The sequence below is a fragment of the Dyella terrae genome (assembly GCF_022394535.1).
Lineage (GTDB): Bacteria > Pseudomonadota > Gammaproteobacteria > Xanthomonadales > Rhodanobacteraceae > Dyella.
Genome location: NZ_CP089414.1, coordinates 473,847 through 499,697 on the forward strand (window position 1 = coordinate 473,847; position 25,851 = coordinate 499,697).

The following is a 25,851-nucleotide window of genomic DNA, read 5'->3' on the forward strand; positions in this document are numbered from 1 at the left end:
TCGGTGACCCGGGGCTCGACCATCGACCGCCCCTGCCGGAGCGGTCGATAATCTCTTCTATAGAAACGCTTTCATAACATTGGCTTACACGTCAGTGTTAAAGTGAAACATAGTCACCGAACGCATTGCGGCTGGGACCTGCGTTTGGCACAGTGACCCATCGCCCGATTTCCCTCGGGCCTCACCTATTTGGCTGCTGACGCCCGCATGCGCCTGACCACGATCAAACTCGCCGGCTTCAAGTCCTTCGTGGACCCGACCACTCTGCATTTGCCGACCAATATGACCGGCGTGGTAGGTCCCAACGGCTGTGGCAAGTCCAACATCATCGACGCCATCCGTTGGGTGATGGGCGAGAGCGCGGCTAGCCGCTTGCGCGGTGATTCGCTCACCGACGTGATCTTTTCCGGCTCCAACGCGCGCAAGCCGGTGGGTCAGGCGACGGTCGAACTGATCTTCGACAACAGCGACGGCACCATCCAGGGCGAGTACGGCCAGTACGCCGAGATTTCCGTGAAGCGCCAGGTGACGCGCGACGGTCAATCGGCGTATTTCCTCAATGGCGCGCGCTGCCGCCGCCGCGACATCACCGACCTGTTCCTCGGCACCGGCCTGGGCCCGCGCAGTTACTCGATTATCGAGCAGGGCATGATCAGCCAGATCGTCGAGGCAGCGCCCGACGAACTGCGCATGCATCTGGAGGAAGCCGCTGGCATCTCCAAGTACAAAGAGCGCCGCAAGGAAACCGAGAGCCGCATCAAGGCCACCCGCGAAAACCTCGACCGCGTGCGCGATGTGCGAGATGAGGTGGACAAGCAGCTCGAACACCTCAACCGGCAGGCTCGCGCCGCCGAGCGCTGGAAGGCCCTGAAGGAAGAGCAGACCCGCAAGGAAGCCGAACTACGCGCACTCGAGTACCGCGGCCTGAAGGGCCAGCACGACAAGGAAGGCTCGGGCCTCAACGCGGCTGAGGTGGAGATCGAAAAGCACGTCGCCCAGCAGCGCCATCACGAGGCGCAGATGGAGACGGTGCGCGAGCGCCACACCGAAGCGACCGAGCATCTGAACAAGGTGCAGGCGGAGGTCTATAAGGTTGGCGCCGAGATCGCCCGCGTGGAGCAGCAGGTTCGCTTCAATCGCGAAACGGCCGACCGCCTGCAGCGTACGCAGGGCGAGACCGAACGCGAACACGCCGAACTGGCCGAACATATTGGTAATGACCGTGCGCAGGTGGAAACGCTGCGCATGGCGCTGGCCGAAGGTGAGCCCAAGCTCGAAGCGCTGCAGCAGATGCAGGACGACACCTCTGAGTCGCTGCGCGAAACCGAAACCAAACTGGCGGACTGGCAGCAGCGCTGGGACGTACATACACGCACCGCGGGCGAGTCCAGCCGTGCCGCAGAAGTGGAGCGCACCAAGCTTAATTACCTCGACCGTCAGGCCGTCGACCTGTCGCGTCGCCGCGAGACGCTGGAAGCCGAACAGAAGGCCACCGACATCGCCGCGCTCGATGCCGCCGCCGAACAGCTGGATACCGAGCACGACACGCAGCGCGAGCGCGTGGAATCGCTGGGCAGCCTGCTGGATCAGCACAAGCTGGCGCACGAGAAGGTTCAGGACGAAGAGCGCCAGGTACAGTCCGCGCTCAACGAGGCGCGTCAGCAGTTGCAGACCGCGCGTGGCCGTCAGGCCTCGCTGGAGGCACTGCAGCATGCGGCGCTGGGTCAGGAAGAAAGTGCAGCCAGCGGCTGGCTGGCGCGGCTGGGGCTGGACAAGTCGCGTCGTCTCGGCGAGTCGCTGCAGGTTGAGGCCGGCTGGGAAACCGCGGTTGAAACGGCACTGGCCGGCTTTCTCGATGCCGTGCTGGTGGACGAATCGCACGCGCTCGCGGCGGAATTCGGCGCGCTGGAGAATGCCGACGTCGCCCTGATCAACATCGCGGAAGGCGGTGCCAACACGGCAGGCACGCTGGCGGCGCATGTGCGTGGTCCGGCGGCTGCGCTGTCGATTCTCAATCATGTGCTGACCGCCGATTCCATCGAGCACGCGCACCAGGTCGTCGCCGGCCTTTCCGCGCTGGCGCCGTACCAGTCGGTGATGACGCGCAATGGCGAATGGATGGGCCCCGGCTGGGCACGCGTGCGTCGCGCGCAGGGCAATCAGGTGGGCGTGCTGGCACGCGAACGCGAGATGCGCACGCTGGCCGAACAGATCCTCGTGCTGGAAGACCGCATCGAAGAGGCCACCAACACGCTGGACGACCTGCGCACGAACAAGTTCGAGGCCGAACGCGCGCGCGACGATGCGCAGCGCGAGTTGTACAACGCACATCGCCGACAGTCAGAACTGGCCGGGCAGTTGCAAAGCCATCGCGGCAAGATGGAAACAGCCCGAGCCCGCGCGGAAAAAGTGACCGGCGAAATCGTTGATCTGGTCACCCAGCTTGACGAGCTGCAAACGCAGACACGCGAAGCGCGTGCGCGCCTGGATGAATCCGTCGGCTACATGGGCGATCTGGAAGATGAGCGCCGCGAGCTGGAGAACGAACGTCGCGCACTGCTTGAGGCCCGTGAAGAAGCACGCATGAACGTGCGCGAGGCGGCCGATCAGGCGCATGCATTGGCGCTGTCGATGGAGTCCAAGCGCTCCTCGCTGACCTCGCTGGAGCAGTCGCTGGCGCGTATGGACGCGCAGCTGCGCCAGATCGAGGCACGTCGCACCGAAATCGCCGAACAGCTGGCGGCAGGCTCCGACCCCATCGCCGAGCTGGAAGCCGAGCGCCAGACCTATCTCGATCAACGCCTTTTGGTCGACAAGCAGTTGGTGGAAGCGCGCCGCGCGCTGGAAGACTGCGATGGCGAATTCCGCCGCCTGGAGCAGGAGCGCCAGCGCGTCGAGCATCTGCTCAACGGGCTGCGCGAAGGCCTTTCGCAGAAGCGTCTCGCCGCACAGGCACTGCAATTGCGCGCCGAGCAGTTGGCCGAGGCCATCGTCGCTTCCGGTCTCGAGCTGGAGCCCCTGCTGGCGGAGTTGGCGGAAGACGCCGATGCCAGCCAGTGGCGCACGCAGTTGGTCGACATCGGTCAGAAGATCGTTCGCCTGGAGCCGGTGAACCTTGCCGCGATCCAGGAGCATGCCGAGCAGAGCGAGCGCAAAACGTATCTCGACAACCAGCTCGCCGATCTGGTCAGCGCTATGGAAACGCTGGAGGCAGCGATCAAGAAGATCGATCGCGAAACGCGCCAGCGCTTCAAGGAAACCTTCGATCGCGTCAACGCTGGCGTGCAGGAACTGTTCCCGCGCCTGTTCGGCGGCGGCCATGCCTATCTGGAACTGACCGGCGACGACCTGCTCGATACCGGCGTGGCCATCATGGCGCGCCCGCCCGGCAAGCGCGTGTCCAATATCACGCTGCTCTCTGGTGGCGAAAAGGCATTGACCGCAGTGTCGCTGGTGTTCGCTATCTTCGGCCTCAATCCTGCGCCGTTCTGCCTGCTGGACGAGGTGGATGCGCCGCTCGATGAGGCCAACGTGGGCCGCTTCTCCAGCATGGTGAAGGAGATGAGCGAGAAGGTGCAGTTCATCTTCGTCAGCCATAACAAGGCCACTATGGAAGCGGCTTCCCAGCTATGCGGCGTGACCATGCGCGAGCCGGGCGTATCGCGTTTGGTGCAGGTGGATCTTGCCGAAGCAGCTAAACTTGCGGGCGCAGCTTGAGGAATGAATATGACCGCGCAACCCGTACTTGCCTTTGCCTGGAATGCCGCCGTTGGCATTCCGATGTTTATTCTTGGCTTGATCGTCCTCGCGGCGATGTGGTTGTTCGGCCAACCTAGGAAAGAGCAAGGCAAGCGGCGCGTGGTGGCGAATGCGGCAGGTGAGCGTCGCGAACCGACGTTCGGTGGTGAAGGCGAGGAGCCCGGTGAGCCCGCATTCAACGCACGAGACGACTTCCACATGGATCCGCTGGATGTTCGCAACCCGAAGCAGGGCGAGCTGGATGTCGGCTTGCGCGAAGAGCTGGAACGCCTCGGTGCCACGCTCGCCGGCGACAAGGGGCGCGTAGAGCCCGCAACGATCGGCAAGCCGCAGGGTATGGCCGCCTCCATCGTCGACGCTTTACGCGCGCCACCCGAGCAGTTCGAGCAGAGCCTGGCGCAGGCGACGGGTGCGGACCACGTCCACCTGCCGCGTGCATCGGAGCCCGAGCCGGTGGCAGCGCCGGCGCCCGCACCGGCCCCCGTTGCTGCGCAGGCTCCGGCTCCTGAGCCGGAAGCGCCACGCGTCGCGCCGCGTTCTGACGTTGGCCGTCGACCGGAGCGTATGCCGGTCGAACGCATCGTCACGTTGTTTGTGGTGGCGCGTGAGGGCAGCATTTTCAATGGCGCCGACCTGATCGTCGCCGCCGAGAAGGCCGGTCTGGAATTCGGTGACATGGGCATCTACCACCGCTTGGTGGATGGCAAGCGCGAACTGGGGCCGATCTTCAGCGTGGCCAATATGGTCAAGCCCGGTAATTTCGACGTGACCCGTGTCGACGCCATGCGCACGCCGGGCCTGAGCTTCTTCATGACGTTGCCGGCGCCAATCTCTGCGCTGGACGCGTGGGACGCCATGCTGCCCACGGCTCAGCGCTTGGCTGAGTTGCTCGACGGCCAAGTGCTGGACGAGGAACGCAATGCCCTGGGGCGCCAGCGCGTGGCGCACATCCGCGACGAATTGCGCGGCTGGGACCGCGACCACGAAGGCAAGGAAATCACCTTCGGAAAGTGAGCTCTCCGGAGGGGCTGCTTGTGGGGCGCGTCGGCTTTACTCGCCCGTCATTCCGGCGCAGGCCGGAATCCAGTGGCGGCCATGCTGGACTATCGAGATACCGTTCGGGCCGGTAACACTGAAGCGAAGACCTATCGACTCGGCTACTGGATTCCGGCCTGCGCCGGAATGACGGGTAGGTGAGGCTAAGTGGCATGTGGCATCAGGCGCCGGGTCGAACGCCGCTGTTGCATTGGCTCCCCGCCTCGGACAGAGTCCAATCCACGGAGGGAACATGGCCTGCACTTTGCTGCGTCGCCTTGCCTGTCTTGGGTTGCTGGCGCTGGCCGGCTGCACCCATTCGGACCTGCGTCCCGATTATCCGCGCGTCCCAAGTGCCGTCCTGCCGGCTAAGCCGGATGCACCGCTGGCGGGGTATGCCGCCCGCATCACCGCGGGACACGGCAGCGACAGCGGCGTGCGCCTCATCAGCGACTCCAATGATGCACTGCTGGCCCGCATCGCGCTCGCGGATCGCGCCATGCACTCGCTGGACCTGCAGTACTACATGTTCCATAGCGACGCCACCGGCGGGCTGCTGGCGCAGCGCCTGCTGGCGGCGGCCGACCGTGGCGTGCGCGTGCGCTTGCTGTTGGATGATCTGCACGTAGCGGGCAACGACAACGTGCTGCGTATCCTGGATGGCCATCCGAATATCCAGATCCGCCTGTTCAACCCGTTCCTGGAACGGAGTCCGTCGCTGTGGGGCATGGGCAAACAGTTTGCCGGCGATTTCTCGCGACTTAACCGCCGCATGCACAACAAGGCGTTCATTGCCGACGGGGCGATGGCCATCGTCGGTGGCAGGAACATTGGCGACGAGTATTTCGACGCCAACGACACCCTCAATTTCCGCGACCTGGACGTCCTGACCGTCGGCCCGGTGGTGGCGGAGGTGGGGCAGATGTTCGATCGTTACTGGAACAGCGATCAGTCGTATCCGATCGGCGCCTTCCATCACCGCACACCCGGTCCCGGGGAACTGGCCCAACTACGCAAGACCATGGCGGCCAATGCACGCCAGTTCAGTCAGAGCAGCTATGCGCAGAGTCTGGTGGCACGCGTGGGCGACCTGGCGCATGAGGTGCCCGCGACCGACTGGGCCTGGGGGCCAACGACCTATCTGGCCGACGACCCGGACAAAGGCAATCCAGCGGCCGACAGCAAGGACTTGCACATGGCGCCCGAGATCCGTGCCTGGCTGGATAGTGCACAGCATCGCCTTACCCTGATCTCCCCGTATTTCATCCCTGGCACCAAGGGCGTGGCTTATCTGCAAGGCATGCGCGAGCGCGGCGTGACGATCGAGGTGCTGACCAACTCGCTGGCGTCCACGGATGCCGGCGATGTCTACCAAGCCTATGCGTCGTATCGGGTGCCGCTGCTCAAGGCCGGGGTGGAGCTTTACGAGCTGAAGCCAGATGCGCGGCGCGGCCGGCACAGCAGTCATTTCTTCGGCTCGTCGGCCGGTAGCAACAGCCTGCACGCCAAGGCCATGGTGGTGGATGAGCAACATGCCTTCGTTGGCTCCATGAACCTCGACCCGCGTTCCATGCACTTGAACACGGAAGACGGCGTGATCGTCGATTCGCCCGTGCTTGCCCACGCGCTGTTGGCGATCTTCGCCGACGCCACCAAGCCCATCCACAGCTATCAGGTGCAGTTGGACGACAAGGGGCGCGTGTACTGGGAGGGAAAGGAGCCGGATCAACCCTTGATCCGTTACGACCATGCGCCGGATACCAGCTGGTGGCGTCGTTTCAAGGTGAACATGGGCGGTCTGTTGCCGATCGAAAGTCTGCTTTGACAGCGCAGTAGGGTGGGAGATGCATCAAGCGGGCGAATGGCGTAGCGTGACGCGGCGTTCCTTTGGCTGCGGGCCTGTCCAGACAGGTCTGCATTGGCTGCCACCTGTCCGGTAACGAGTGCCTGCATGCGCGGTTCACGTGTTCCTGGCAAACCGCACTCGCACCGCTGGTGGCGCACCGGCTGGGTTGTCGGCGTGGCCTTGTTGGCGGCGTGCAGCGGAACGCTGCGACCCGCGGGTCCCCCGAAAGAGGATCAGCTGCTCGTCGCTCGCCGACTGTGGCACGACACTGCGGAAACCCAGCGTCGGGACATCGCGGCGCGCAACTGGCTGCGCTGCGCCGTGGCAGCCTATCGTGCGTCGGATTCGGACGAGGCCGCACGCCAGGCGGAAGCCCAATCCATTGCCGATGGTTGCACGCACCAGCTGATGGGTTACTTGCTGGACCAGGAGCCTGGAGCCTGGCGCCCCCACACCATCCAGGTCTTGGATGAGTCGGTACGGGTGGTGTTCCGCGATCTGCCGAGCAGTCTGGACGATGGTCCGCTGGCCTTGGCGCGTGCTGACGAGGTGACCGTTCCCGTCGTGATGGGCGAACGTTACACGTCACCGGGTTACGGCGTGGCCCTGGTGGGATGGCAGGCGCAGTGCCATGACCGGCCCATCTGCGTGCTCGACCCGCCCGATGGCGTGACGCGGGCGCTCACCGCCTGGGTGGAGCCTGGTGACGACGGTGTTGCGCAGTTGGTGGTGGCCGGTACGCGCAAGCATCCGGCCATCACCATCGGTCACCGCGATGTGCCGCTGGCGGCGGATTTCTCGGCCGCCTACGCCGCCCTGTTCGATCGTTCGCACATCAACCGTGCAGCGGTGTGGAGCCTTATCGGCGGCCATGAATTCGCGCAGCGCCAGGGGCTCTATCTGCTGGAAGACTACGACCCGGCCAAGACACCGCTGATCATGGTGCACGGCCTGGGGCGCAGCCCCATGATCTGGGCGAAGCTGACCAACCTCATCGACGGCTCGCCCGAACTGCGCAACCGTTACCAGGTGTGGCACATCGTCTACCCGACCAATACGCCCCTGTTGCTCGACCGCTTATACGTGCAGCGCATGATGGATAACGCGTGGCACATCCTCGATCCTGATGGCACAGCGCCAGCGCACCAGGACATGGTGCTGATCGGCCACAGCATGGGTGGCGTGATCTCGCGGCTGCTGGTGTCTAACAGCGGTGATGTCGTGTGGAATGCGGTGTTCGATATCCCACCCGATCAGTTGCACGGTGCGCCCACGGACATCGCCACGCTGGAGTCGGTCACCCGCTTCCAGGCCTACCCCGGGGTGACGCGGGCGTTTTTCCTGGCGTCGCCGCACCTGGGCAGCCCTTACGTCGACAGCGTCGTTGGTTGGCTGGCGCAGCGCGTGATACACGCGCATACGCCGGAACTGGATGCCTTGCTCCGCGTGGCGGCTGAAAACCGCAGCCACGAAAACCCGCTGCTGGCGGAGGACTACGAGCGCAACGGTCTCAGTAGCATCAGCACGCTGCGCTCCACGCAGCCGGTCAGCCGCGCGGCCCAGTCGCTGATGCCCGTGCCGGGTGTGCGTTATTACACCTTCGCAGGCCACTTACCCGGCACGCATCCGCCCAGCGACGGCTTTGTGCCGCTGGCCAGTGCGCTGATTCCGGGCGCCACCTCGACGACTATCGTGAAGGACGGCCACCAGCTTTACCTCAACGACGAAGTGCTGGAGAAGATCGTGGAGATTCTGCGTCAGCCTTGATGCGCGGCAGGCGGCTGCCGGCTCTGTCATAGGTGGGGTCCGCATCGTTCGGATACACCCCAAAAGTCGTAGATGGATAAGCCTTCGAATTCACGCAATTTCAGCATTTGCTTGAGCATGATCGGGCCGCATGGTGAGCGCCCGCTCGAGTGGGTAGGCACCATGCATCGAGCACTGCGAGGCTCAGGGAAGAGCGATAGGAGTCTAGGCGCTGCTCACACGCCGAGGCGGCGGCGACCCGGACGACGTGATCTGACGGCGTGGAGGAAAAAGGGAGTGAACGCATGCGCAAGGTTACGATCAGGTTTCAGGATGTCGCCACGGAGCTAGCCCAGATCAACGCGTTGCGGGACGACGTGATGGAGCGGGCGTTTGTCGTGCTCGAGCAGCGTCATGGCACGCTGGCGGCCATGCTGGTGCAGAGCCTCGGCGAGCGTCAGCGCGCAGTGCGCTGGATGTGCCGTCACCAGAACGCCTTCAGTGGGCGCACCGCGTACGAACTGCTCGCCGATGGCGAGGAGGACACCGTCTGGGACGAGATTGCGCTGCTGAGCGATGCGCCCGCATCGGCACGCATGAGCCCAGCGCGCATGGCGTACTGAGCCGGTTTGTGGCTGAGGAATCAGGGCTTGGCGTGAGCCGTGTCTCGCAGGGCCCACACGCTGTTGGCGTCGCCTGTGCGTGCCCGCCGGGACGCAGCGCGCGCGAACAGGGCGAATACGATGCCCAGTGCGATGCCCGTCAGGTCTACTCCAAGGACACGCCATGCAAGTGGAGACCCTGTCTGCGTCATGGCCGATGCATTGCATGCCAGATCGACCACCGCCATCACGATAGTCAGCACGGATGTGGTCCATAGCAATTCGATCGTTGCCTTGGCGATGGGGCGCAAGCAGGCATAGGCGCAGGCCCCCAGGAACAGCCCGTAGCACGCCACGCGTTGCGGTATGGCCGCTTCGACCCCAAGACGCATGGCGATCCAGGTCGCGACGAATGCCCCAGTGATCGCCAGGCATGTGCCGATGCATACGCCGATGGTGGCTCGCGCCATGACCAGCGTCTTGCGTGGTTGGTCGAGGTGTCTGCGCTTGCGGCGCGACTCGATCCACAACAGGTTGCCGGAATAGAACAGGAAGGCGCCGGCGAGGCCGAGAATGAAGTACAGCCATTGCACCGTGCGGCCGCCGAAGCTGCCGAAGTGCAGGCCGAACAGCGAGGCGTAGCTGATGCCGTTGAGGCTGTAGCGGTCGCCGACATGCGTGGCGAGTACGGTGCCGTCATGCGCGGACATGGCCACGGTGCCGTAGGAGCCCAGCGTGTGCTGCGAGAGCCCGCGTACTTCCGCGACAGCATTGCGGTCGCCGTAGTGTACGAAGTGCATGTAGTCCGGCTCGAACGTAGTCACGCCGTTCTTCAGGGCTTCGGCGCGGGCGCGTTGAATCAGAACATCGGTGGACAGCATGGTGGCCGGTGTGCCGCTGACGGTGACGGTTGGCGTGGTTTCCGTCGCCTTGGCAAACGCCTCGAACAGCTTGCCGTCGAACGCGACAGTGTTGAGCGCAGCGAGCGTGATGGTGAACAGGCAGAACAATGCGCCCGTGACCGCAAAGATCACATGGAAGGGAAGGCTGATGACGCCGATGGCGTTGTGCGCATCCTGCCAGAGTCGCTTGATGTTGCGTCCCACGCGCATGGCGAAAAGATCTTTCACCAGTTGCGGCAGGTGAATCAGGATGCCCGACAGCAACGCTAGCCCGTACAGCACGCTGACGATGCCCATGAGGTACAGCCCGACCACTGGCAGACCCAGCGAGTCATGCAACGCGTAGACAAAATCGGCGAGCTCGTTCTCGGCGCCCTCTGTGCGCGGCGCTTCCACCTGGCTGGCGGTGGCGAAGCGGCTGCCGTCCTTTGCCTGCCAATAGGCGTAGGCGGCGTGCGAGCTGTCATGCGCCAAGATGATGCCAAAGTCATCGCGGGCATCGGGATGACGCGCGAGCAGGCGATCGACGAGAGTGTCGATCGGCACGTTGGCGTCGGCCACTGCGCGCCAGGGCGGGTTCTGCCACGCAGCGATGTCGTCGTGGAATACCGTCAGCGCGCCAGCGTAGAACGCGACGAACAAGGCAAACCCGGCGAGCAGTCCCGTCCAGGTGTGCACCGTTTGGAATGTGCGGATGGTGGAGGCTTTCATCAGGAACGTCCGTGTATCAGCCGGGTAGGCGCAGTAGCCACAGCACGGCGAACACAGCCATGTTGGCGCCCCCCCATCACCAGCCATGCGCGAGGGCCGCTGCGGAACATGTAGGCAGCGGCCATAAACACCGTCCACAAGGGGAAGAACAGGATCAGCGCGGGAATCAGAAAAGCGTCGCCGTGGTTGGGCAACATGTGCAACAACAGGGCGAGCAACAGTGCAGCGAGCGGAAAGCCGAGCAGGGTGCCGGCAAGGCAACGGGCGATCATTCCACGGTGTCCCTCACCGCGGTACGCCACCACGCCGCGTAGGGCAGGGCGACCCAGCAGAGCATTAGCATCGTCAGGGCGGCCGTAATGCCCGCACCCATGCCGGCCTCGTAGCACCAGCAGGCCGTGCCGCCAGCCACCAACAACCAGCCAGTCAACCTTGCCATGGCTGGCAGGCTGGACGCACGCAGTCGCTGCTGGGCGCTGGCGAGGTAGATCAGCGCAGCGCCCGACAGGGTCAATAACAGGGCAAGCAGGGTGATCACATCGGGGCCTAGACGCCGGGGTTTTGCATCGCAATATTGAGAATTATTCTCATTTGATGGCAGGGCTGTCAACCGCGAACCGCAAGTAGCTTGCGATGGATGCATAACCGAGCAGCGTTGAAGAACGCCTCAGAACTGGTACTGGAAGCGCCCCACGATGGCCGTTGGGTGCGTGCCATTGTCCGGATTGCCTGGCTTGTTCAGGTCAATGGCGTGTACCAGGTTGGCGGAGAGACGCACGGATTTGTCCAGGTACCAGTTAATGCCGACCGTGACATTGGTTTCCTTGCCGCCGCTGATGTCGCGATCGTTGAGGTCAGTCATGCTCAAACGTGCGCCTACTTCCAGCGCACCACCGGCGTGCCCGTTCCATGACGCGTGGGGCACGACCGGCCCGAATGTCGCATTGCTCTCGTTGTAGTTACGGCTTTCGCCGGTGAGCATCCAACTGGCATAGCCGTACCAGCCGCGAAACCGTAGCGAGGGCAGGCCGTCACTACGTTCTAGATGGGTTTCCATGTACTCGGCCTGCCAAGAGAATGGGCCGCTGACATGAGCCGCCTCCAGGCCGTAGCGCTGCACCCGGTTGGAGCCGGGAATGCTATGGGTGTCGAGAAAATCGGGGCCGGATTGCAAGGCGACTTCAGGCGGAGAGTCGAATCGTTGATCGTTGCCCGGGCCGAATCGGCGGGTCGAGTAGGACGTCGCCAAGTGGTAGATGCCGCCATCGGTCTGGAAGATGTGCGCCAGACGACCCGTCAATGCCGCGCCGCGCTGCTCGCGACCCTCGTCACGGGGGCCGGCGGTAAAAAAACCGTAGCTCCACACCCATGGGCCATGAAAATCACTGGAAGCGATGCCGACGCTGCGGCTGGGGGCCAATGCGTTGGTCGTCGCCCGTTCGAGGAAGGTGGTGTTGCGGAAGCTGCCGTACTGCTCGAGCCCGAAGGGTTCTTGCTGGTTGCCGATGGTGATAGCGCCGAGGTACTGCGTTTTCTTGCGCACGTAGACGTTCTTCAGCTCCACGTGACCGTCGTTCAATTGGCCATCGAAATAAAACAGCCAGCCGAACTTCAGTTCACGCTCGAGAATGATGTCGGCGCGCCGAAGGCTGAAGTCGGTATGGCCAAGTCCGCCCCCTCCGTTGTGGTTGGCCGCATCGATCATCACGTAGCCGTGGATCTGCATATGGGTCAACGGGGTGTCGATGCCGCCTTCGAAGGGGCGCATCAGCGACAACTGGCGCAGGGCATCCACCGTGGCACCACCATCGCCCACCGTCGATGCCGAGGGCACCTGCGCCTGAGTCGGAGCTTGCAACGTCGTCTCCACGGGCGTCGATGTCTTCGGGGCCTGGTGGACACAACCTGCCGCAGTGGCGCAGGCCAGGCCGGCAACGATGGACGCCAGGCCGTGACCTGTCAGCGTCTTGCGCCTGCTATCAACCATGGTGCCCGACGTCCTCTTGCCACATGCCGCCATTGATCCTGCGCGCCAGTGCTCCACGCCCGGCCGTCCCATGTCCATAATGTCGGGATCGTAAGGCTTTGGTCTGTAAGAGCGAACCGCAAAATTACTGCTTTGCCGTCTCTTTCGGCTGTCGGTAAACAGGCGGGCTGACCCCCGGAACGAAGCTCCCTACGGAAGCGCATGGCAAGGCGCGTAGGTTAATATGACGGTTTGCAATGCCCTCTCAGGAGTCTTCGAGTGATCATCAATCCCAAGGTGCGTGGTTTTATCTGCGTGACGGCCCATCCGGTCGGATGCGAGCGCAACGTGCTCGAACAGATCAACATCACCAAGGCGCAGGGCGATCTGGGCGAAGGCCCCAAACGCGTGCTGGTGATCGGCGCCTCCACCGGCTATGGCCTCGCCTCGCGCATTACGGCGGCCTTCGGTTACGGTGCCGCGACCCTGGGTGTGTTCTTCGAGAAGCCCAGCAGCGACACCAAGACCGGCACGGCGGGCTGGTACAACTCCGCTGCGTTCGACAAGTTCGCCAAGGATGCGGGCCTGTATAGCCGCTCCATCAATGGCGACGCGTTCTCGAACGAAACCCGCGAGCGCGCCATTGAGATGATCAAGAACGAGATGGGCGGCAAGATCGATCTCGTCGTCTATTCGCTCGCCTCGCCGGTGCGCAAGCTGCCGGATACGGGCGAAGTGGTGCGTTCGGCGCTCAAGACCATCGGTGAGACCTTTACGGCCAACTCGATCGACACCAATCGCGACACGGTGGTGCAAGCGTCGGTGGAGCCGGCGACCGAGCAGGAGATCAAGGACACCGTCACCGTGATGGGTGGCGAGGACTGGACGCTCTGGATCGACGCGCTGAGCAAGGCCGGCCTGCTGGCCGACCACGCCAAAACGGTCGCCTACAGCTATATCGGTACCGAGATCACCTGGCCGATGTACTGGCACGGCACGCTAGGCCAAGCCAAGCAGCACCTGGACAACACCGCCAGGCAGCTGGTTGCCGAGCACAAGGCGGAGCATCTGGACGCCTACGTGGGCGTGATGAAGTCGGTGGTTACGCAGGCGAGCGCAGCGATTCCAGTGCTGCCGCTGTATATCGCCATTTCCTTCCGCGTCATGAAGGAAATGGGCATCCACGAAGGCACCATCGAACAGATCAATCGCCTCTTCCGCGACCGCATGTACCGCAAGGATCACACGGCACCGGAAACCGACAACGAAGGCCGTCTGCGTTTGGACGACTGGGAGCTGCGCGAAGACGTGCAGAAGGAATGCAAGGCGTTGTGGCCGACAGTGACCACTGAAACACTCAACGAACTGACCGATTACGCTGGCTACAAGAGCGACTTTCTGCGCCTGTTCGGCTTCGGCCGCAACGATGTGAACTACGAAGAAGACGTCAATTCGGATCGTCGCTTCGACGTCGTCGAGCTCTGATCGCTGGTTGCCGGATGCCGCTTAAGTGGCATCCGGCCCGATCCGCGGGCAAGGCATACAAGGCCGCCCGCTCCCGCTAAGCTGCCGCGATGAGCACTGCCATCGTCTGGTTCCGCCGCGACCTTCGTCTTGCGGATCACCCCGCATTGAGCGCCGCCTGCGAGGCGTTCGAGCGGATCATCCCTGTCTACATTCATGCGCCGCACGAGGACGATCCGTGGCCAGCAGGCGCCGCGAGTCGGTGGTGGTTGCATCACTCGCTCTCCCGCCTTGACGCGCAACTGCGCGGTCATGGCAATGCCTTGCATCTGGCGCAGGGCGACAGCTTGCCGGTGCTTCGCGACCTGATCGAGCGCACGGGCGCCACCGCGGTTTTTTGGAACCGATGCTACGAGCCGGCTGCCATCGCACGCGACAGCGCCGTCAAGGCTGCGCTGCGTGAGCAGGGCATCGAGGCACACAGCTTCGGCGGTTTGCTCTGGTACGAGCCCTGGCAGATCGAAACGAAGCAGGGCGAGCCTTATCGCGTCTTTACGCCGTTCTGGAAGAATCTGCGTCAGCGTCTCGATACGCAGCGACCGTTGCCGATCGCTTCGTCATTGCGTGGTGTGGATATCGATGGAGGCCTGCCGATCGATGCACTCGGGCTGCTTCCCGGGATTCCCTGGGATGCCGGTCTGCAGAATGCATGGCAGCCGGGAGAAGCAGGAGCGCAGGAGCTCGTGGACATTTTCCTGGACGATGCGATCAGCGACTATGCGAAAGCGCGTGATTTGCCCGCGCGGCACGGCACATCGAGGCTGTCGCCGCACCTTCATTTCGGCGAGATATCGCCTCGGCAGATTCACTATCGGCTGACGGAACGGGTTGCCGCCACCGATGCACGTCGACGACCGGACATCGAGCCGTATCTGCGCGAGCTGGGCTGGCGCGAATTTGCGCATCACTTGCTGTATCACTTTCCCGGAACGCCCACAGAGAACTTCAATGACCGGTTCAACCGGTTTGCGTGGGCTGATGACGACGTCGCGCTCGAGCGCTGGCAGCGGGGTCGCACGGGCATTCCACTAGTGGATGCCGGCATGCGCGAGCTTTGGCATACCGGGTGGATGCACAACCGCGTGCGTATGATCGTCGCCAGCTTTCTTACCAAAAACCTCCGGCAGCATTGGCGCCACGGCACCCGCTGGTTCTGGGACACGCTGGTCGATGCCGATCTCGCCAACAACACCATGGGTTGGCAATGGGTGGCGGGTAGTGGTGCCGACGCCGCGCCTTATTTTCGGGTGTTCAATCCGGTGACGCAGGCGCAGAAGTTCGACCCGGAAGGGCATTACCTCCGTCGTTGGTTGCCTGAACTGTCCTCCGCGCCATTGCCGCTATTGCACGAACCATGGAAGGACGCCGGGCTGCTGAAACGCAGCGGTTACCCCGCGCCGATGGTCGACCTTGGCGGGACGCGCCAGTCGGCGCTGGACGCCTATCAGCGTATGCGGAACGCGTAGCCTCACACTGTCTCGTCGGTAGCCGCGGTGCCTTTGTCGCGCCGTAACATCCAGGCGAGCACGGGCGGCGTCACCATCGCGGTGAGCAAGGACATGGCCACGATGATGGCGTAGATGCGGTCGCTGAAAACGCCTGCGGTCAAACCCAGGCTCGCGATCACCACGCCGACCTCACCACGCGGCACCATGCCGAAACCCACCATGGTTGCGCTGCGTGCGCCGAGCGACAGCGAGCCAAGGAAGCCGCCGATCAGCTTGGATGCAATGGCGATCACCGTGACTACCAATAGCATGATGGCCGCGTCCGCATTCATAAGTTGATGCAGGTCGATCTTGCTGCCGGTGATGACGAAGAAGAACGGCGTGAGCAGAGCGAGCAAAGGCTGCGTCTGTTTCTCCAGCGTATGCTGCTGGCGCGTTTCCGACGCGATCATGCCGGCAAGGAAGGCGCCGATGATGGCGGCCAGCCCAAATAGCGTGGACACGTAGGCCAGGCCCAGGCACAGCGCCAGCACGATGGCGAGCGCCGAATGCGGGCTCTGCGGCTTGTCGAGCCAGCTGGAGTTCCAGCGCATCATGCGTGCACCGCCAATGCCGATGATGGCGATAAAGCCGATGGCGCCCGCGAGCACGGCGATCAGGTGCGTCACGTCGATCCCTTCGCCGCCTTGGACCGATACCACGACACCAAGCAGCAGCATGGCGAGGATGTCGTCGATGACGGCCGCGCCCAGGATCACCTTGCTCTCGGTGCGCTGTAGCGCACCTAATTCCTGCAGCACGCGTGCCGTGATGCCGGCCGAGGTCGCGACGAAAGCAGCCGCGATGAACAGTGATCGGCTCCAATCGAATCCGCTCGCATGTGCCCATACGCCGCCCATGCCGAATGGCACCAGCACGCCCAGCACGCCAACGAGAAAGGCCACCTTGCCGACTTTCTTCAAGTCTTCGAGGCGGGTTTCCAGGCCTACGGAGAACAGCAACAGCACAACGCCGATCTCCGAGAGCACGTCCAACGGCGTGCCCGCGGCAGTCAGATCCGGAGTGATCCAGCCCAGCAGGGAGGGGCCAACCACGCAGCCCGCGGCAATCTCGCCCACGACGCCGGGCAACTTCAGTCGTTGCGCGATCTCGCTGCCGATCTGCGCGGCGAGGAAGACGATGAAGAGTGTGAGCAGGATGTCGCTGGCGTGGTGCATGGAAAGAGGCGGCCTCCGTGTCAGGTCCGTTGCATGCTACATGCTTGACGCGTGGCACGTCCCCATAGGGTTAACAGGCCCTATTCGGCGGCTCGTCCCGAACGCATGGGGCTTTCATTCTTCAAGCAACTGAATACCCAGCTTGCGGTGGCCGTCACGATGGCAAGCAGCAGTACGGTCCAGCGGAAGGCGGGGATGTAGTCGTCGTGAGCATGGCCTTGCAGCAGTGCTTCCATCAATAGCGAGGCCAGCGCAATGCCGAAGCTCATGGACAGGTATTGCGCCGTCGATGCCATCGACGAGGCCTGCGAGGCGAACTTCACATCCAGGTCGTTGTAGATCAGCGTGTTCATGGCTGTGTACTGCATGCCCATGAAGCCACCGTAGACATACACCATCAAAGCGATCACCCACATCGGCGAACCCTTGCCGAGCAGTGCGAACGACCCCAGTAGCGCGCCGACGATCAAGGTGTTGGTAAACAGCAGTCGCCGATAACCGAAGCGTTGCAGCAAGCGGTTGATGCCCCATTTGGCCGTGATCGAACCCAATGCCTGCGGCACCATCATCAGGCCGGCCATTAGCGGCGACCAGCCGCAGCCGACCTGCAGGAACAGCACCAGCAGCAGGAACATGCCCGATACGCCCAGGCGTGTGAACAGGTTGCCGGCCAGCGATACCCACACGCTGCGCACACGCAACAGGTTGAGATCCGCCACAGGGTGGTCGGTGCGGCGGCTGTGCCACACGTAAGTCGCACCGAACACGATGGCGAGCACGCCATAGATGGCGATGCGCACCCATTGGCCACCGCCGCCGCTGGCGACTTCTGCGGCCGTGAGCAACATGGCGGAGGCGGCGGCGAACAGCAGGAAGCCCATCAGGTCAAACGGATGGACGTCGTCCAGTCGGTAATCGGGCATGTCGCGGCGATTCATCCACATGCCCACCACGCCCACGGGCACGTTGATCAGGAAGATCAGGCGCCAGGAGGTGTATTGAGCCAGCGCACCGCCGAGCAGTGGACCCAGCACCGAGCCGAGCAGGCCTACTGTGGCCACCGTGCTCATGGCTCTTACGAACTCGCGCTTGTCGATGCTGCGCACGAGCACATAACGACCGACCGGCATAAGCGCTGCACCACCCAGGCCCTGCAGCACGCGTGCCGCGACAAGTTGCGGCAACGTTTGTGCGAGGCCGCACAACAGCGAGCCGATGGTGAACGTGGCGATGGCAGCGGCGAAGATACGCCGCGTGCCGAAGCGGTCGCACAGCCACGGACTGGCGGGAATGAAAATAGCCAGGGTCAGCACGTAGCTGGTGAGCGCGGTGCGCATACCTAGTGGCGTGACGTTGAGCGCTTCGGCCATCGCCGGCACGGCCGTGTTGACGATGGTCGAGTCCAGGGCCTGCATGAAGAAGGCGGCGGCCACCAGCCAAATGAGCCCGCGATAACGGTCTTGTGAAGATTCCGTGGGCGGTGCCGGAACCGCTGCTTCCTCGCCGGGAGGCGTAACAGGAAGGTTGGTTTCGGTGGCGGCTAAATTCTCGGGCATCTCTGTCTATGATAACTGCTATGGCAACTTGCTTTTGTGGGTCGCCGCGTCCAAAGTCCGCTCAGTTTCATCTTTGACGTTTGGCTGTGCGGATGATGTCAATCGCGCGGCAGCCCGACTTGCACGGATGAGCGACAAACAGCGAAGGAATGAACGCGCCGGGGCGGCATCGTCCCGGCGCGTCGTCTTTTGCGAACCCCTATGGTCGATGCATCACCCCGTTCGGACGACAGGAGTCCCCATGAGCAGCAAGCCCGCCATCATCATTTCTTCGCTGGATCTGCAGCGCATCGAAGCGTTGCTGGAGCGTATGCCGCCGACACAGGCCGCGCAGTACCAGGCGCTGCGCGGCGAACTGGACCGGGCGGACGTGCTGGAGCCGGCGGACATCCCGGCGGACGTGGTCACCATGAACTCGGTCGTCACCTTCAAGGACGACGATTCCGGGGACGAGCTGACGATCAGCCTTGTCTACCCCTCGGGGGCGGGTGTGCCGGGTACGGTGTCGATCCTGGCGCCTGTCGGCAGCGCCTTGCTGGGCCTCAAGGTCGGCCAGCCTATCGAGTGGCCCACGCCGGATGGTCGCCGCCGCCAGTTGCGCGTGCTCGAGATCGAGTACCAGCCCGAAGCATCCGGCGATCTGCATCGCTGATTGACGCGCGCTCGCGTCCACGTGTTCTTCACATCGTGGACGCGATGGGCTGGTTTATAGGCCGAAATCCGCTGGGACTCGGTAAACTTCCGCTCATGAGGATACCCGCATGAGTCAGAGCCCGGCCCACGACTGGCGCACCAAGGCCGCCGAACTGCGCGAGAAGATCGATCGCGCCAATTACCGCTATCACGTACTCGACGATCCCGAAATGACGGACGCCGAGTACGACCGCGCCATGCGGGAACTGGAAGCGCTTGAGCAGACCCATACTGAGTTAGCCACAGCGGACTCGCCCACGCGGCGCGTCGGCGCGCGCGCGCAAGGCGGTTTCGCCGAGGTGCGGCACGTCATCCCCATGCTTTCGCTCAACAACGCGTTCGAGCAGGAAGGCGAGGGCGATCGCGAGCGTTTCCGCGAAGTAGCCGAGTTCGAACGGCGCATCGAGCAAACACTGAGACCGCCGCGCCCCCGTGTTTTCGGTGGAGCCCAAACTCGATGGGCTGGCCATCAGCCTCCGCTATGAGAACGGCGTATTTGTGCAGGGTGCTACGCGTGGCGACGGTGAGACCGGCGAGGATGTCACCGCGAACCTGCGCACGGTACGTGCCATCCCGTTGCGGCTACGTGGCGAAGGCTGGCCGCGTGTGCTCGAAGTGCGTGGCGAAGTGATCATGCTGCACAAGGATTTCGAGGCGTTCAACGAGCATGCCCGGGCACGTGACGAGAAGACGCTGGCCAATCCGCGCAATGGCGCGGCCGGTTCGCTGCGCCAGCTCGATCCCGCTATTACCGCCCGGCGCAAGCTGAGTTTCTTCGCCTACGCGGTGGGCGAAGTGCAGGGCGGCGAGTTGCCCACCACGCACTCGACGACGCTGGCGAAACTCCGCGACTGGGGTTTTCCGGTGTCGCCGGAAGTGGATACGGCGAAGGGCTTTGAGGGGCTCCTTGCCTACTACCGCCGCATCCGTGCCAAGCGCGACAAGCTTCCGTACGACATCGACGGCGTGGTCTACAAGCTGGACGACTACGAAGGCCAGCGCGCGATGGGGTTCGTCTCGCGTGCACCCCGCTGGGCCATCGCGCACAAGTTCCCTGCACAGGAACAGACCACGACGGTCGAGGCGATCGAGATCCAGATCGGGCGCACCGGTGCGGCCACGCCCGTGGCGCGCCTGAAACCCGTGCAGGTCGCTGGCGTCACGGTGACCAACGCGACGTTGCACAACGCCGATCAAGTGGCCCGCCTGGATGTGCGGGTGGGCGATACGGTGGTAGTGCGGCGCGCGGGCGACGTGATCCCCGAGGTCGTGCGCATCATGCCGGACCTGCGTCCCGCCCATACCCACCCATGGCATATGCCCACACACTGCCCGGTGTGCGGCTCGGCACTGCTGCGCGAAGAAGGCGAGGCGGCCTGGCGTTGCTCCGGTGGTCTGGTTTGTCCGGCGCAGCGCAAGGAAGCCCTGATCCACTTTGCCGCGAGGCGCGCGATGGACATCGAAGGCATTGGCGAGCGCTTTGTCGATGCCTTGGTGGATTTCGGTTACGTGCATACGCCCGCCGATCTCTACACGTTGACGCTTGACGACTTCCTGGAGATGAAGCGGCGCGCAGACGAGCGCGATGGCACCACGCCCGAGACGGTAAAGCAGGGCAAGGTGGCCACCAAGTGGGCCGAGAATCTGATCGAGGCTATCGAGGCGAGCAAGCGCACCACGCTGCCACGCTTCCTGTTTGGACTCGGCATCATGCATATCGGTGAAAGCACAGCGAAAACGCTGGCGGCGTGGCTGGGTAGCCTGGCCATGATCCGTCGCATGCCGGCAGCGGTGTTGCGTGTGTTACCAGACATCGGCGACGAAGTGGCGCGCTCGACTGCCGGCTTCTTTGCGCAGGAGGGTAACCAGAAGGTCGTCGATGCGTTGCTGGCGTCCGGCATCGTGTTCTCCGACGAAACCCATCCTTCGGCCAAGTTGCACCAGCGCCTCGACCTGGCGGTGCTGCTGGATATGGTGGGCATCAGCAAGCTCGGGCCGAAGAGCACCAAGTTGCTGGCCGGCCATTTCCCCTCGCTGGACAAGCTCATCGCCGCCGGCCCTGCACACTGGGTCACCGCGGGCCTGCCCTCGGCGGCGTCGACCAATCTGGAGGCATTCCTCCACAACAAGGCGAGCCTCCAGCAATTGCGCGAGGCGGATGTGGCGATGTGGGAATTGCTCGACGCGATTCCGAAATCGACCAAAGCCGTCGCCGCGCCGTTGGAGGGCCAGACCATCGTGCTGACCGGAACACTCACCTCGCTGAGCCGCGACGAGGCCAAAGAGCGCCTGGAGGCCTTGGGTGCCAAGGTCGCCGGTTCGGTATCCAAGAAGACCAGTTTCGTGGTGGCCGGTGAGGCCGCAGGCTCCAAGCTCGACAAGGCGCAGGAACTGGGTGTGGAGGTGTGGGATGAGGCACGCCTGATCGAATTGCTCGCCACGCATGAGGGCGGTGCATGAACCTGCATATGGCCGGTCGCCTGCATCTGCGCGCACGCGTGTACGCGCTGATCCGCGCGTTTTTTGCGGAACGCAACGTGCTTGAGGTGGAAACGCCGATCCTTTCTGCGGCCGGCAACACCGATCCGAACATCGAAAGTTTCAGTACGAGTTTCAGTGGGCATGTGGATGCCGGTGCACGCGTGCGCTGGATGCGCACGTCACCGGAGTATCCGTTGAAGCGCCTGCTGGCTGCGGGCGTGGGTGACTGCTACGAACTCGGCCGGGTGTTTCGCAATGGCGAGGCGGGTGGTCGCCACAATCCCGAGTTCACCATGCTGGAGTGGTATCGCGTCGGCTGGGATCATCGCCAGCTGATGGAGGAGACCATCGCGCTGGTCGAAGTGGCGCTCGCCATGATGGGCACGCGCGCGGAAGTATGGATCGAAGGCTATCGGCAGCTGTTCATTGACGAACTTGGCATCGATCCGGCGCATGCACCCATCGACCAGCTGCGGCTTCCGCTCGACGAGTTCAACATCAACCCGGATGGCCTCACGCGCGATGATTGGCTCGACCTGCTTATCACGCATCGGCTGCAGCCCTTGTTCCCGGCCAACCGCATTACCGTGATCCACGACTATCCGGCGTCGCAATGCGCGCTGGCGAAGGTACGGCCGGGTGATCCACCGCTGGCCGAGCGCTTCGAGTTGTTCTTGGGGCGCTACGAGCTGGCGAATGGCTACCACGAGCTCAACGATGCCGCTGAGCAGCGTCGTCGTTTCGAACGTGACAACGATGTGCGTCGTTCGCGCGGGCAACCCGTCGTGCCGATGGACGAGCGTCTGATCGAGACGCTCGATGCTATGCCCGATTGCGCGGGCGTGGCGCTGGGCATCGAGCGCCTGCTGATGTGCCTGATCGGCACGGATGCCATCGCTGATGTGCTGACGTACCCGTTTTCGGAGGCCTGAGCGGATGGCATCTACCTTGTTGCCCGCGATCCATCACGTGGCGCTGATCTGCTCGGACTACGCTCGGTCGAAGGCCTTCTACAGCGAGACGCTGGGTTTTCGCATCATCCGCGAGGTTTACCGGGCGGAGCGCGATTCGTGGAAGCTCGATCTGGAAGTCTCGCCCGGGGTCAGCCTGGAGCTTTTCTCGTTTCCTTCGCCGCCGAGTCGCCCGTCCCGGCCGGAGGCTCAGGGCCTACGCCATCTGGCGTTCGCCGTGCCCGATGTCGATGCGGTGATCGCCACGTTGCAAGCACGGGGCGTTACGTGCGAGCCAGTGCGCGTGGACGAATTCACCGACCGGCGCTTTACCTTCTTTGCTGATCCGGACGGTTTGCCCATCGAACTATACGAAGCGTGACGCTTCGCGACCGGGCCTGAAAAAGAAGAACCCGGCGGCTCTCACGAGCGGCCGGGTTCTTCTTAGGTGAAGCGGGATGCGCTCAGCTTTCGCGTGAGTCGAGCAGGTGTCGATAGATCAGTCCGCCCACCGCGCCGCCGATCAGCGGAATCACCCAGAACATCCAAAGCTGCTGGATCGCCCAGGTTCCCTGGAACACCGCCACCGCCGTGCTGCGAGCGGGATTCACCGAGGTATTGGTGATCGGGATGCTGATCAGATGGATAAGCGTCAGGGTGAGGCCGATGGCCAGCGGGGCAAAGCCCGTGGGCGCCAGCTTGTGGGTGGTGCCATTGATCACGATGAGGAAGAACGCGGTCAGTACGAACTCCGCAACGATGCACGCTTGCAGCGAATAGCCCGTTTTCACCAGCGAACCGTTTTCCCAGATGGCGCTGGGCGAATGATCGCCATAGCCGTTGGACGCAAAGCCCGCCACGGCTTCAAAACCCGGCTTGCCACTGGCGATAAGGTAAAGCACGGCGCCGGCCACGAGGCCGCCAATGACCTGGGCTATCCAGTACGGCACTACATCTTTGAGAGGAAAGCGCCCGCCGGCACACAGGCCAAGGGTTACTGCGGGGTTGAAATGACCACCAGAAATGTGGCCCACGGCGTAGGCCATGGTCACGACGGTCAGGCCGAAGGCGAGGGCGACGCCCGCAAAACCAATACCCAGATCAGGATAGGCTGCAGCGAAGATCGCGCTACCGCAGCCACCGAACACCAACCAGAACGTACCGAAGAACTCCGCTCCCAAACGCTTGCCCATACTCATGAGGATCTCCTTGCCAGATTTTCAGGGGGTGGCCTGGGCGGCGTCCCTGCGTGACTTTCACGACCATCCCGAGTTGAAACAGGCTGCTAGTGCTGGGCCCAGGTGTCCCTAGGCTGAGCAAAACTGTTCGGTCGGGTTGCGATCGCGGCGCATGCTAGTGGCTAGGTCGATGCATTTGAATCGGAATTGTCTGGCTATATGCTGCCCCGTCGCACTTATCTGCCTTTGCGGGACCACCGATGACGCAAGCCTTGCCGACCACCGCTGCACTGGTATCTCCCGACCGCCGCCTGGGTGCGCGCGACATCCAGACGTTGTTTCTGGCGTCCCTGGGCGGCGCGTTGGAGTTCTACGACTTCGTGGTCTTCGTGTTCTTCGCGCTGCCACTGAGCCACCTGTTCTTTCCGCCGAACACGGCGCCCTGGCTGGCGCAGTTGCAGGTCTACGGCATTTTCGCGGCGGGCTACCTCGCCCGCCCGCTCGGCGGCATCGTGATGGCGCATTTCGGTGACAGGCAGGGACGCAAGCGCATGTTCACGCTCAGCGTGTTCCTGATGGCGCTGCCCACGCTCGCGATCGGCTTGCTGCCGGTGTACGCCAGCGTTGGATTGCTCGCTCCATTGCTACTGCTGATCATGCGCGTGGTGCAGGGCGTGGCTATTGGCGGCGAGGTGCCTGGTGCATGGGTATTTGTGGCCGAGCACGCGCCGCGCGGTCGCGTGGGTTTTGCCTGCGCCTGCCTGACCTCCGGCCTCACGGTCGGCATCCTGATCGGCTCGCTCACCGCAGCATGGATCAATCACCACCTGACGCCAGCGGAAGTACTGGCCTGGGGCTGGCGTGCACCGTTCCTGTTGGGCGGTGTATTTGGCTTTATCGCCGTGTGGTTGCGTCGCTGGTTGAGCGAAACCCCGGTGTTTGCCCAGTTGCGCGAGCGCAAGGCGCTTAGCCGCGAGTTGCCTCTACGCAACGTGTTGGCCAGTCATGGCGGCAGCGTGGTGCTTTCGATGGCCGTAACCTGGATGCTTACCGCCGCGATTCTGGTGCTGATCCTAATGCTGCCGAGCCTTGTGCAGAAATCGTTCGGCATGGCGCCCGATGTGGCTTTTCTCGGCAACAGCATCGCGGCCTTCAGTCTGGGCGTGGGCTGTATCGCCTTCGGCTGGCTGGTCGATCGCATCGGCGCCGCCTGGGCCTTGTTGCTCGGTTCGGTTGCCCTAGTGGCCGTGACGTACGGGCTGTTCGGCGATCTGGCCGCGGGCGGCGCGCATTTCCTGCCGCTCTATGCGCTCACAGGCTTCCTGGTCGGTACGGTGGCGGTGGTGCCGACGATCATGGTGGCCGCGTTTCCCGCACCGATCCGCTATTCCGGCCTTTCCTTTGCGTACAACGTCGCCTACGCCGTGTTTGGGGCGAGCACGGCCACCTTGATTGGCTACCTGGCCGAACGGGCTGGGCGCATGGCGCCGGCCCACTATGTCGCCATCACCGCCGTGGTCAGCGTGCTGGCGGCGCTCTGGTTGCTCGGGAATGGCCGGGGCAGGGGCGAGCTGACAGATTGAGTCAGCAGCGCCCCGTATGACCGGGGACCGTCAGGCGTTATTGATGGTCGAGCCGGTCAGCAGGCCACGGGCCAGCATGCTGCACTGCTTACGGTAGAGCAGCATCTGCCACTGACGCCCGCCCACCTGACGCCACAGCACGGCGGAGCGCACGGCGGCCAGCAGATTGGTTCGCACCTTTTCCACAACAGCCGGTTGCTGGAGCTGCTGCGGATTGCCCGTAACCATCACGCGGGGCTTCAGTGTGGACAGCGTATTGGCGTAGAGCTCGGCCAGGCGTTTGACCACCTGCGGGGAGTCCGGGCCGAAGTGCTCGACCTGTCGTTGTGCGGCAACGACACCCTGTTGCAGGCGGTCCAGCAGGTCGCTGTGACGGGACAGGCTGCGCTCCAGGCGCATGACGGTGAAGGCCATGCGCGTCACCGCGACATCGCGGTTGCTCTCGTCCAGCAAGGTGATCAGTTGGCGCAGGCCGAGTCGCACGGCGGATACGTCGCCGTAAACGCCCACCACGGATGGCGCGTCGATGCGGAACACGCTGGCCATGCTCGCCGCCATGGCGATGTCATCGCAGCGGCCGTCATTGGCCAACTGCTGGGCAAGCGTCGTGGCCTGAAACAGGCCGGCCAGCGCCAGTACGCGTTCTTCGTTCAT

At 63.6% G+C, this 25,851-nt stretch carries 19 protein-coding genes and 1 pseudogene; 12 read left to right on the top strand and 8 right to left on the bottom strand.

The window, feature by feature from the left end:
- The first annotated feature begins 207 nt into the window (after positions 1 to 207).
- The 5 genes from smc to DYST_RS01880 all read left to right on the top strand — a co-directional run bounded on the left by smc (position 208) and on the right by DYST_RS01880 (position 9,009).
- Entirely contained in the window at positions 208 to 3,717 is a 3,510-nt protein-coding gene (smc, locus tag DYST_RS01860; protein WP_239949601.1) for a chromosome segregation protein SMC, read from the top strand.
- Positions 3,718 to 3,726: 9 nt separating this feature from the next.
- Positions 3,727 to 4,773: a cell division protein ZipA gene (zipA, locus tag DYST_RS01865; RefSeq protein ID WP_428993951.1), complete on the top strand. Its 1,047-nt coding sequence runs from the start codon at positions 3,727 to 3,729 to the stop codon at positions 4,771 to 4,773.
- A 274-nt stretch (positions 4,774 to 5,047) separates the two neighbouring features.
- Positions 5,048 to 6,619, top strand: a complete 1,572-nt coding sequence (locus DYST_RS01870; RefSeq protein WP_239949603.1) for a phospholipase D family protein — start codon at positions 5,048 to 5,050, stop codon at positions 6,617 to 6,619.
- A gap of 126 nt (positions 6,620 to 6,745) precedes the next feature.
- A complete protein-coding gene (locus DYST_RS01875) occupies positions 6,746 to 8,407 on the top strand; it encodes a lipase family alpha/beta hydrolase (RefSeq protein WP_239949605.1) in 1,662 nt (553 codons plus the stop codon).
- 284 nt (positions 8,408 to 8,691) lie between these two features.
- Positions 8,692 to 9,009: an antitoxin Xre/MbcA/ParS toxin-binding domain-containing protein gene (locus DYST_RS01880; protein ID WP_239949606.1), complete on the top strand. Its 318-nt coding sequence runs from the start codon at positions 8,692 to 8,694 to the stop codon at positions 9,007 to 9,009.
- A gap of 20 nt (positions 9,010 to 9,029) precedes the next feature.
- On the opposite strand, the gene DYST_RS01885 is transcribed toward DYST_RS01880, so the two are convergent.
- The 4 genes from DYST_RS01885 to DYST_RS01900 all read right to left on the bottom strand — a co-directional run bounded on the left by DYST_RS01885 (position 9,030) and on the right by DYST_RS01900 (position 12,459).
- Complete coding sequence (locus DYST_RS01885) at positions 9,030 to 10,601, bottom strand: PepSY-associated TM helix domain-containing protein (RefSeq protein ID WP_239949608.1); 1,572 nt, start codon at positions 10,599 to 10,601, stop codon at positions 9,030 to 9,032.
- Complete coding sequence (locus tag DYST_RS01890) at positions 10,601 to 10,873, bottom strand: hypothetical protein (RefSeq protein ID WP_239949609.1); 273 nt, start codon at positions 10,871 to 10,873, stop codon at positions 10,601 to 10,603. Before DYST_RS01890 ends, DYST_RS01885 begins: the two co-directional genes overlap by 1 nt.
- Positions 10,870 to 11,139 carry a hypothetical protein gene (locus tag DYST_RS01895; protein WP_239949611.1) on the bottom strand — a complete coding sequence of 90 codons (270 nt, stop codon included), beginning with the start codon at positions 11,137 to 11,139 and terminating at the stop codon, positions 10,870 to 10,872. The genes DYST_RS01890 and DYST_RS01895 overlap by 4 nt, the downstream gene beginning before the upstream one ends.
- Positions 11,140 to 11,268: 129 nt before the next feature.
- On the bottom strand, positions 11,269 to 12,459 hold the full coding sequence (locus DYST_RS01900; protein WP_239949613.1) for an OprO/OprP family phosphate-selective porin: 1,191 nt from the start codon (positions 12,457 to 12,459) through the stop codon (positions 11,269 to 11,271).
- A gap of 387 nt (positions 12,460 to 12,846) precedes the next feature.
- Between DYST_RS01900 and fabV the strand changes: the two genes are divergently transcribed.
- Entirely contained in the window at positions 12,847 to 14,052 is a 1,206-nt protein-coding gene (gene fabV / locus DYST_RS01905) for an enoyl-ACP reductase FabV (protein ID WP_239949615.1), read from the top strand.
- Between the two features lie 89 nt (positions 14,053 to 14,141).
- Positions 14,142 to 15,557 (top strand): cryptochrome/photolyase family protein, encoded by a 1,416-nt coding sequence (locus DYST_RS01910; protein ID WP_239949617.1) that lies wholly within the window; start codon positions 14,142 to 14,144, stop codon positions 15,555 to 15,557.
- Positions 15,558 to 15,559: 2 nt separating this feature from the next.
- Here the strand turns inward: DYST_RS01910 and DYST_RS01915 are convergent, their stop codons facing one another.
- Together DYST_RS01915 and DYST_RS01920 are read right to left on the bottom strand one after the other, a co-directional pair.
- Positions 15,560 to 16,756: a cation:proton antiporter gene (locus DYST_RS01915; protein WP_239949619.1), complete on the bottom strand. Its 1,197-nt coding sequence runs from the start codon at positions 16,754 to 16,756 to the stop codon at positions 15,560 to 15,562.
- Positions 16,757 to 16,836: 80 nt separating this feature from the next.
- Entirely contained in the window at positions 16,837 to 18,312 is a 1,476-nt protein-coding gene (locus DYST_RS01920) for an MFS transporter (protein WP_239949621.1), read from the bottom strand.
- A 241-nt stretch (positions 18,313 to 18,553) separates the two neighbouring features.
- Between DYST_RS01920 and rnk the strand changes: the two genes are divergently transcribed.
- From rnk to gloA2, 4 genes and pseudogenes are all read left to right on the top strand, one after another.
- Complete coding sequence (rnk, locus tag DYST_RS01925) at positions 18,554 to 18,964, top strand: nucleoside diphosphate kinase regulator (RefSeq protein WP_239949622.1); 411 nt, start codon at positions 18,554 to 18,556, stop codon at positions 18,962 to 18,964.
- Positions 18,965 to 19,073: 109 nt separating this feature from the next.
- Positions 19,074 to 21,465 (top strand): annotated as a pseudogene (ligA, locus tag DYST_RS01930) (NAD-dependent DNA ligase LigA).
- Positions 21,462 to 22,418: an EF-P lysine aminoacylase EpmA gene (gene epmA, locus DYST_RS01935; protein ID WP_239949624.1), complete on the top strand. Its 957-nt coding sequence runs from the start codon at positions 21,462 to 21,464 to the stop codon at positions 22,416 to 22,418. Before ligA ends, epmA begins: the two are co-directional and overlap by 4 nt.
- 4 nt (positions 22,419 to 22,422) lie before the next feature.
- A complete protein-coding gene (gene gloA2 / locus DYST_RS01940) occupies positions 22,423 to 22,818 on the top strand; it encodes an SMU1112c/YaeR family gloxylase I-like metalloprotein (RefSeq protein ID WP_199179067.1) in 396 nt (131 codons plus the stop codon).
- An 82-nt stretch (positions 22,819 to 22,900) separates the two neighbouring features.
- Here the strand turns inward: gloA2 and aqpZ are convergent, their stop codons facing one another.
- A complete protein-coding gene (aqpZ, locus tag DYST_RS01945; RefSeq protein ID WP_239949626.1) occupies positions 22,901 to 23,635 on the bottom strand; it encodes an aquaporin Z in 735 nt (244 codons plus the stop codon).
- 239 nt (positions 23,636 to 23,874) lie between these two features.
- Here aqpZ and DYST_RS01950 point away from each other — a divergent pair, with 239 nt between their 5' ends.
- On the top strand, positions 23,875 to 25,197 hold the full coding sequence (locus DYST_RS01950; RefSeq protein WP_239949628.1) for an MFS transporter: 1,323 nt from the start codon (positions 23,875 to 23,877) through the stop codon (positions 25,195 to 25,197).
- A gap of 30 nt (positions 25,198 to 25,227) precedes the next feature.
- On the opposite strand, the gene hflD is transcribed toward DYST_RS01950, so the two are convergent.
- On the bottom strand, positions 25,228 to 25,851 hold the full coding sequence (gene hflD, locus DYST_RS01955) for a high frequency lysogenization protein HflD (protein ID WP_239949630.1): 624 nt from the start codon (positions 25,849 to 25,851) through the stop codon (positions 25,228 to 25,230).

Excerpts from the sequence above, each read along its gene's own strand:
- smc (WP_239949601.1), top strand. The coding sequence starts at position 208 with ATGCGCCTGACCACGATCAAACTCGCCGGCTTCAAGTCCTTCGTGGAC.
- zipA (WP_428993951.1), top strand. The coding sequence starts at position 3,727 with ATGACCGCGCAACCCGTACTTGCCTTTGCCTGGAATGCCGCCGTTGGC.
- DYST_RS01870 (WP_239949603.1), top strand. The coding sequence starts at position 5,048 with ATGGCCTGCACTTTGCTGCGTCGCCTTGCCTGTCTTGGGTTGCTGGCG.
- DYST_RS01875 (WP_239949605.1), top strand. The coding sequence starts at position 6,746 with ATGCGCGGTTCACGTGTTCCTGGCAAACCGCACTCGCACCGCTGGTGG.
- DYST_RS01880 (WP_239949606.1), top strand. The coding sequence starts at position 8,692 with ATGCGCAAGGTTACGATCAGGTTTCAGGATGTCGCCACGGAGCTAGCC.
- DYST_RS01885 (WP_239949608.1), bottom strand. The coding sequence starts at position 10,601 with ATGAAAGCCTCCACCATCCGCACATTCCAAACGGTGCACACCTGGACG.
- DYST_RS01890 (WP_239949609.1), bottom strand. The coding sequence starts at position 10,873 with ATGATCGCCCGTTGCCTTGCCGGCACCCTGCTCGGCTTTCCGCTCGCT.
- DYST_RS01910 (WP_239949617.1), top strand. The coding sequence starts at position 14,142 with ATGAGCACTGCCATCGTCTGGTTCCGCCGCGACCTTCGTCTTGCGGAT.
- DYST_RS01915 (WP_239949619.1), bottom strand. The coding sequence starts at position 16,756 with ATGCACCACGCCAGCGACATCCTGCTCACACTCTTCATCGTCTTCCTC.
- DYST_RS01920 (WP_239949621.1), bottom strand. The coding sequence starts at position 18,312 with ATGCCCGAGAATTTAGCCGCCACCGAAACCAACCTTCCTGTTACGCCT.
- rnk (WP_239949622.1), top strand. The coding sequence starts at position 18,554 with ATGAGCAGCAAGCCCGCCATCATCATTTCTTCGCTGGATCTGCAGCGC.
- epmA (WP_239949624.1), top strand. The coding sequence starts at position 21,462 with ATGAACCTGCATATGGCCGGTCGCCTGCATCTGCGCGCACGCGTGTAC.
- gloA2 (WP_199179067.1), top strand. The coding sequence starts at position 22,423 with ATGGCATCTACCTTGTTGCCCGCGATCCATCACGTGGCGCTGATCTGC.
- aqpZ (WP_239949626.1), bottom strand. The coding sequence starts at position 23,635 with ATGAGTATGGGCAAGCGTTTGGGAGCGGAGTTCTTCGGTACGTTCTGG.
- DYST_RS01950 (WP_239949628.1), top strand. The coding sequence starts at position 23,875 with ATGACGCAAGCCTTGCCGACCACCGCTGCACTGGTATCTCCCGACCGC.
- hflD (WP_239949630.1), bottom strand. The coding sequence starts at position 25,851 with ATGAACGAAGAACGCGTACTGGCGCTGGCCGGCCTGTTTCAGGCCACG.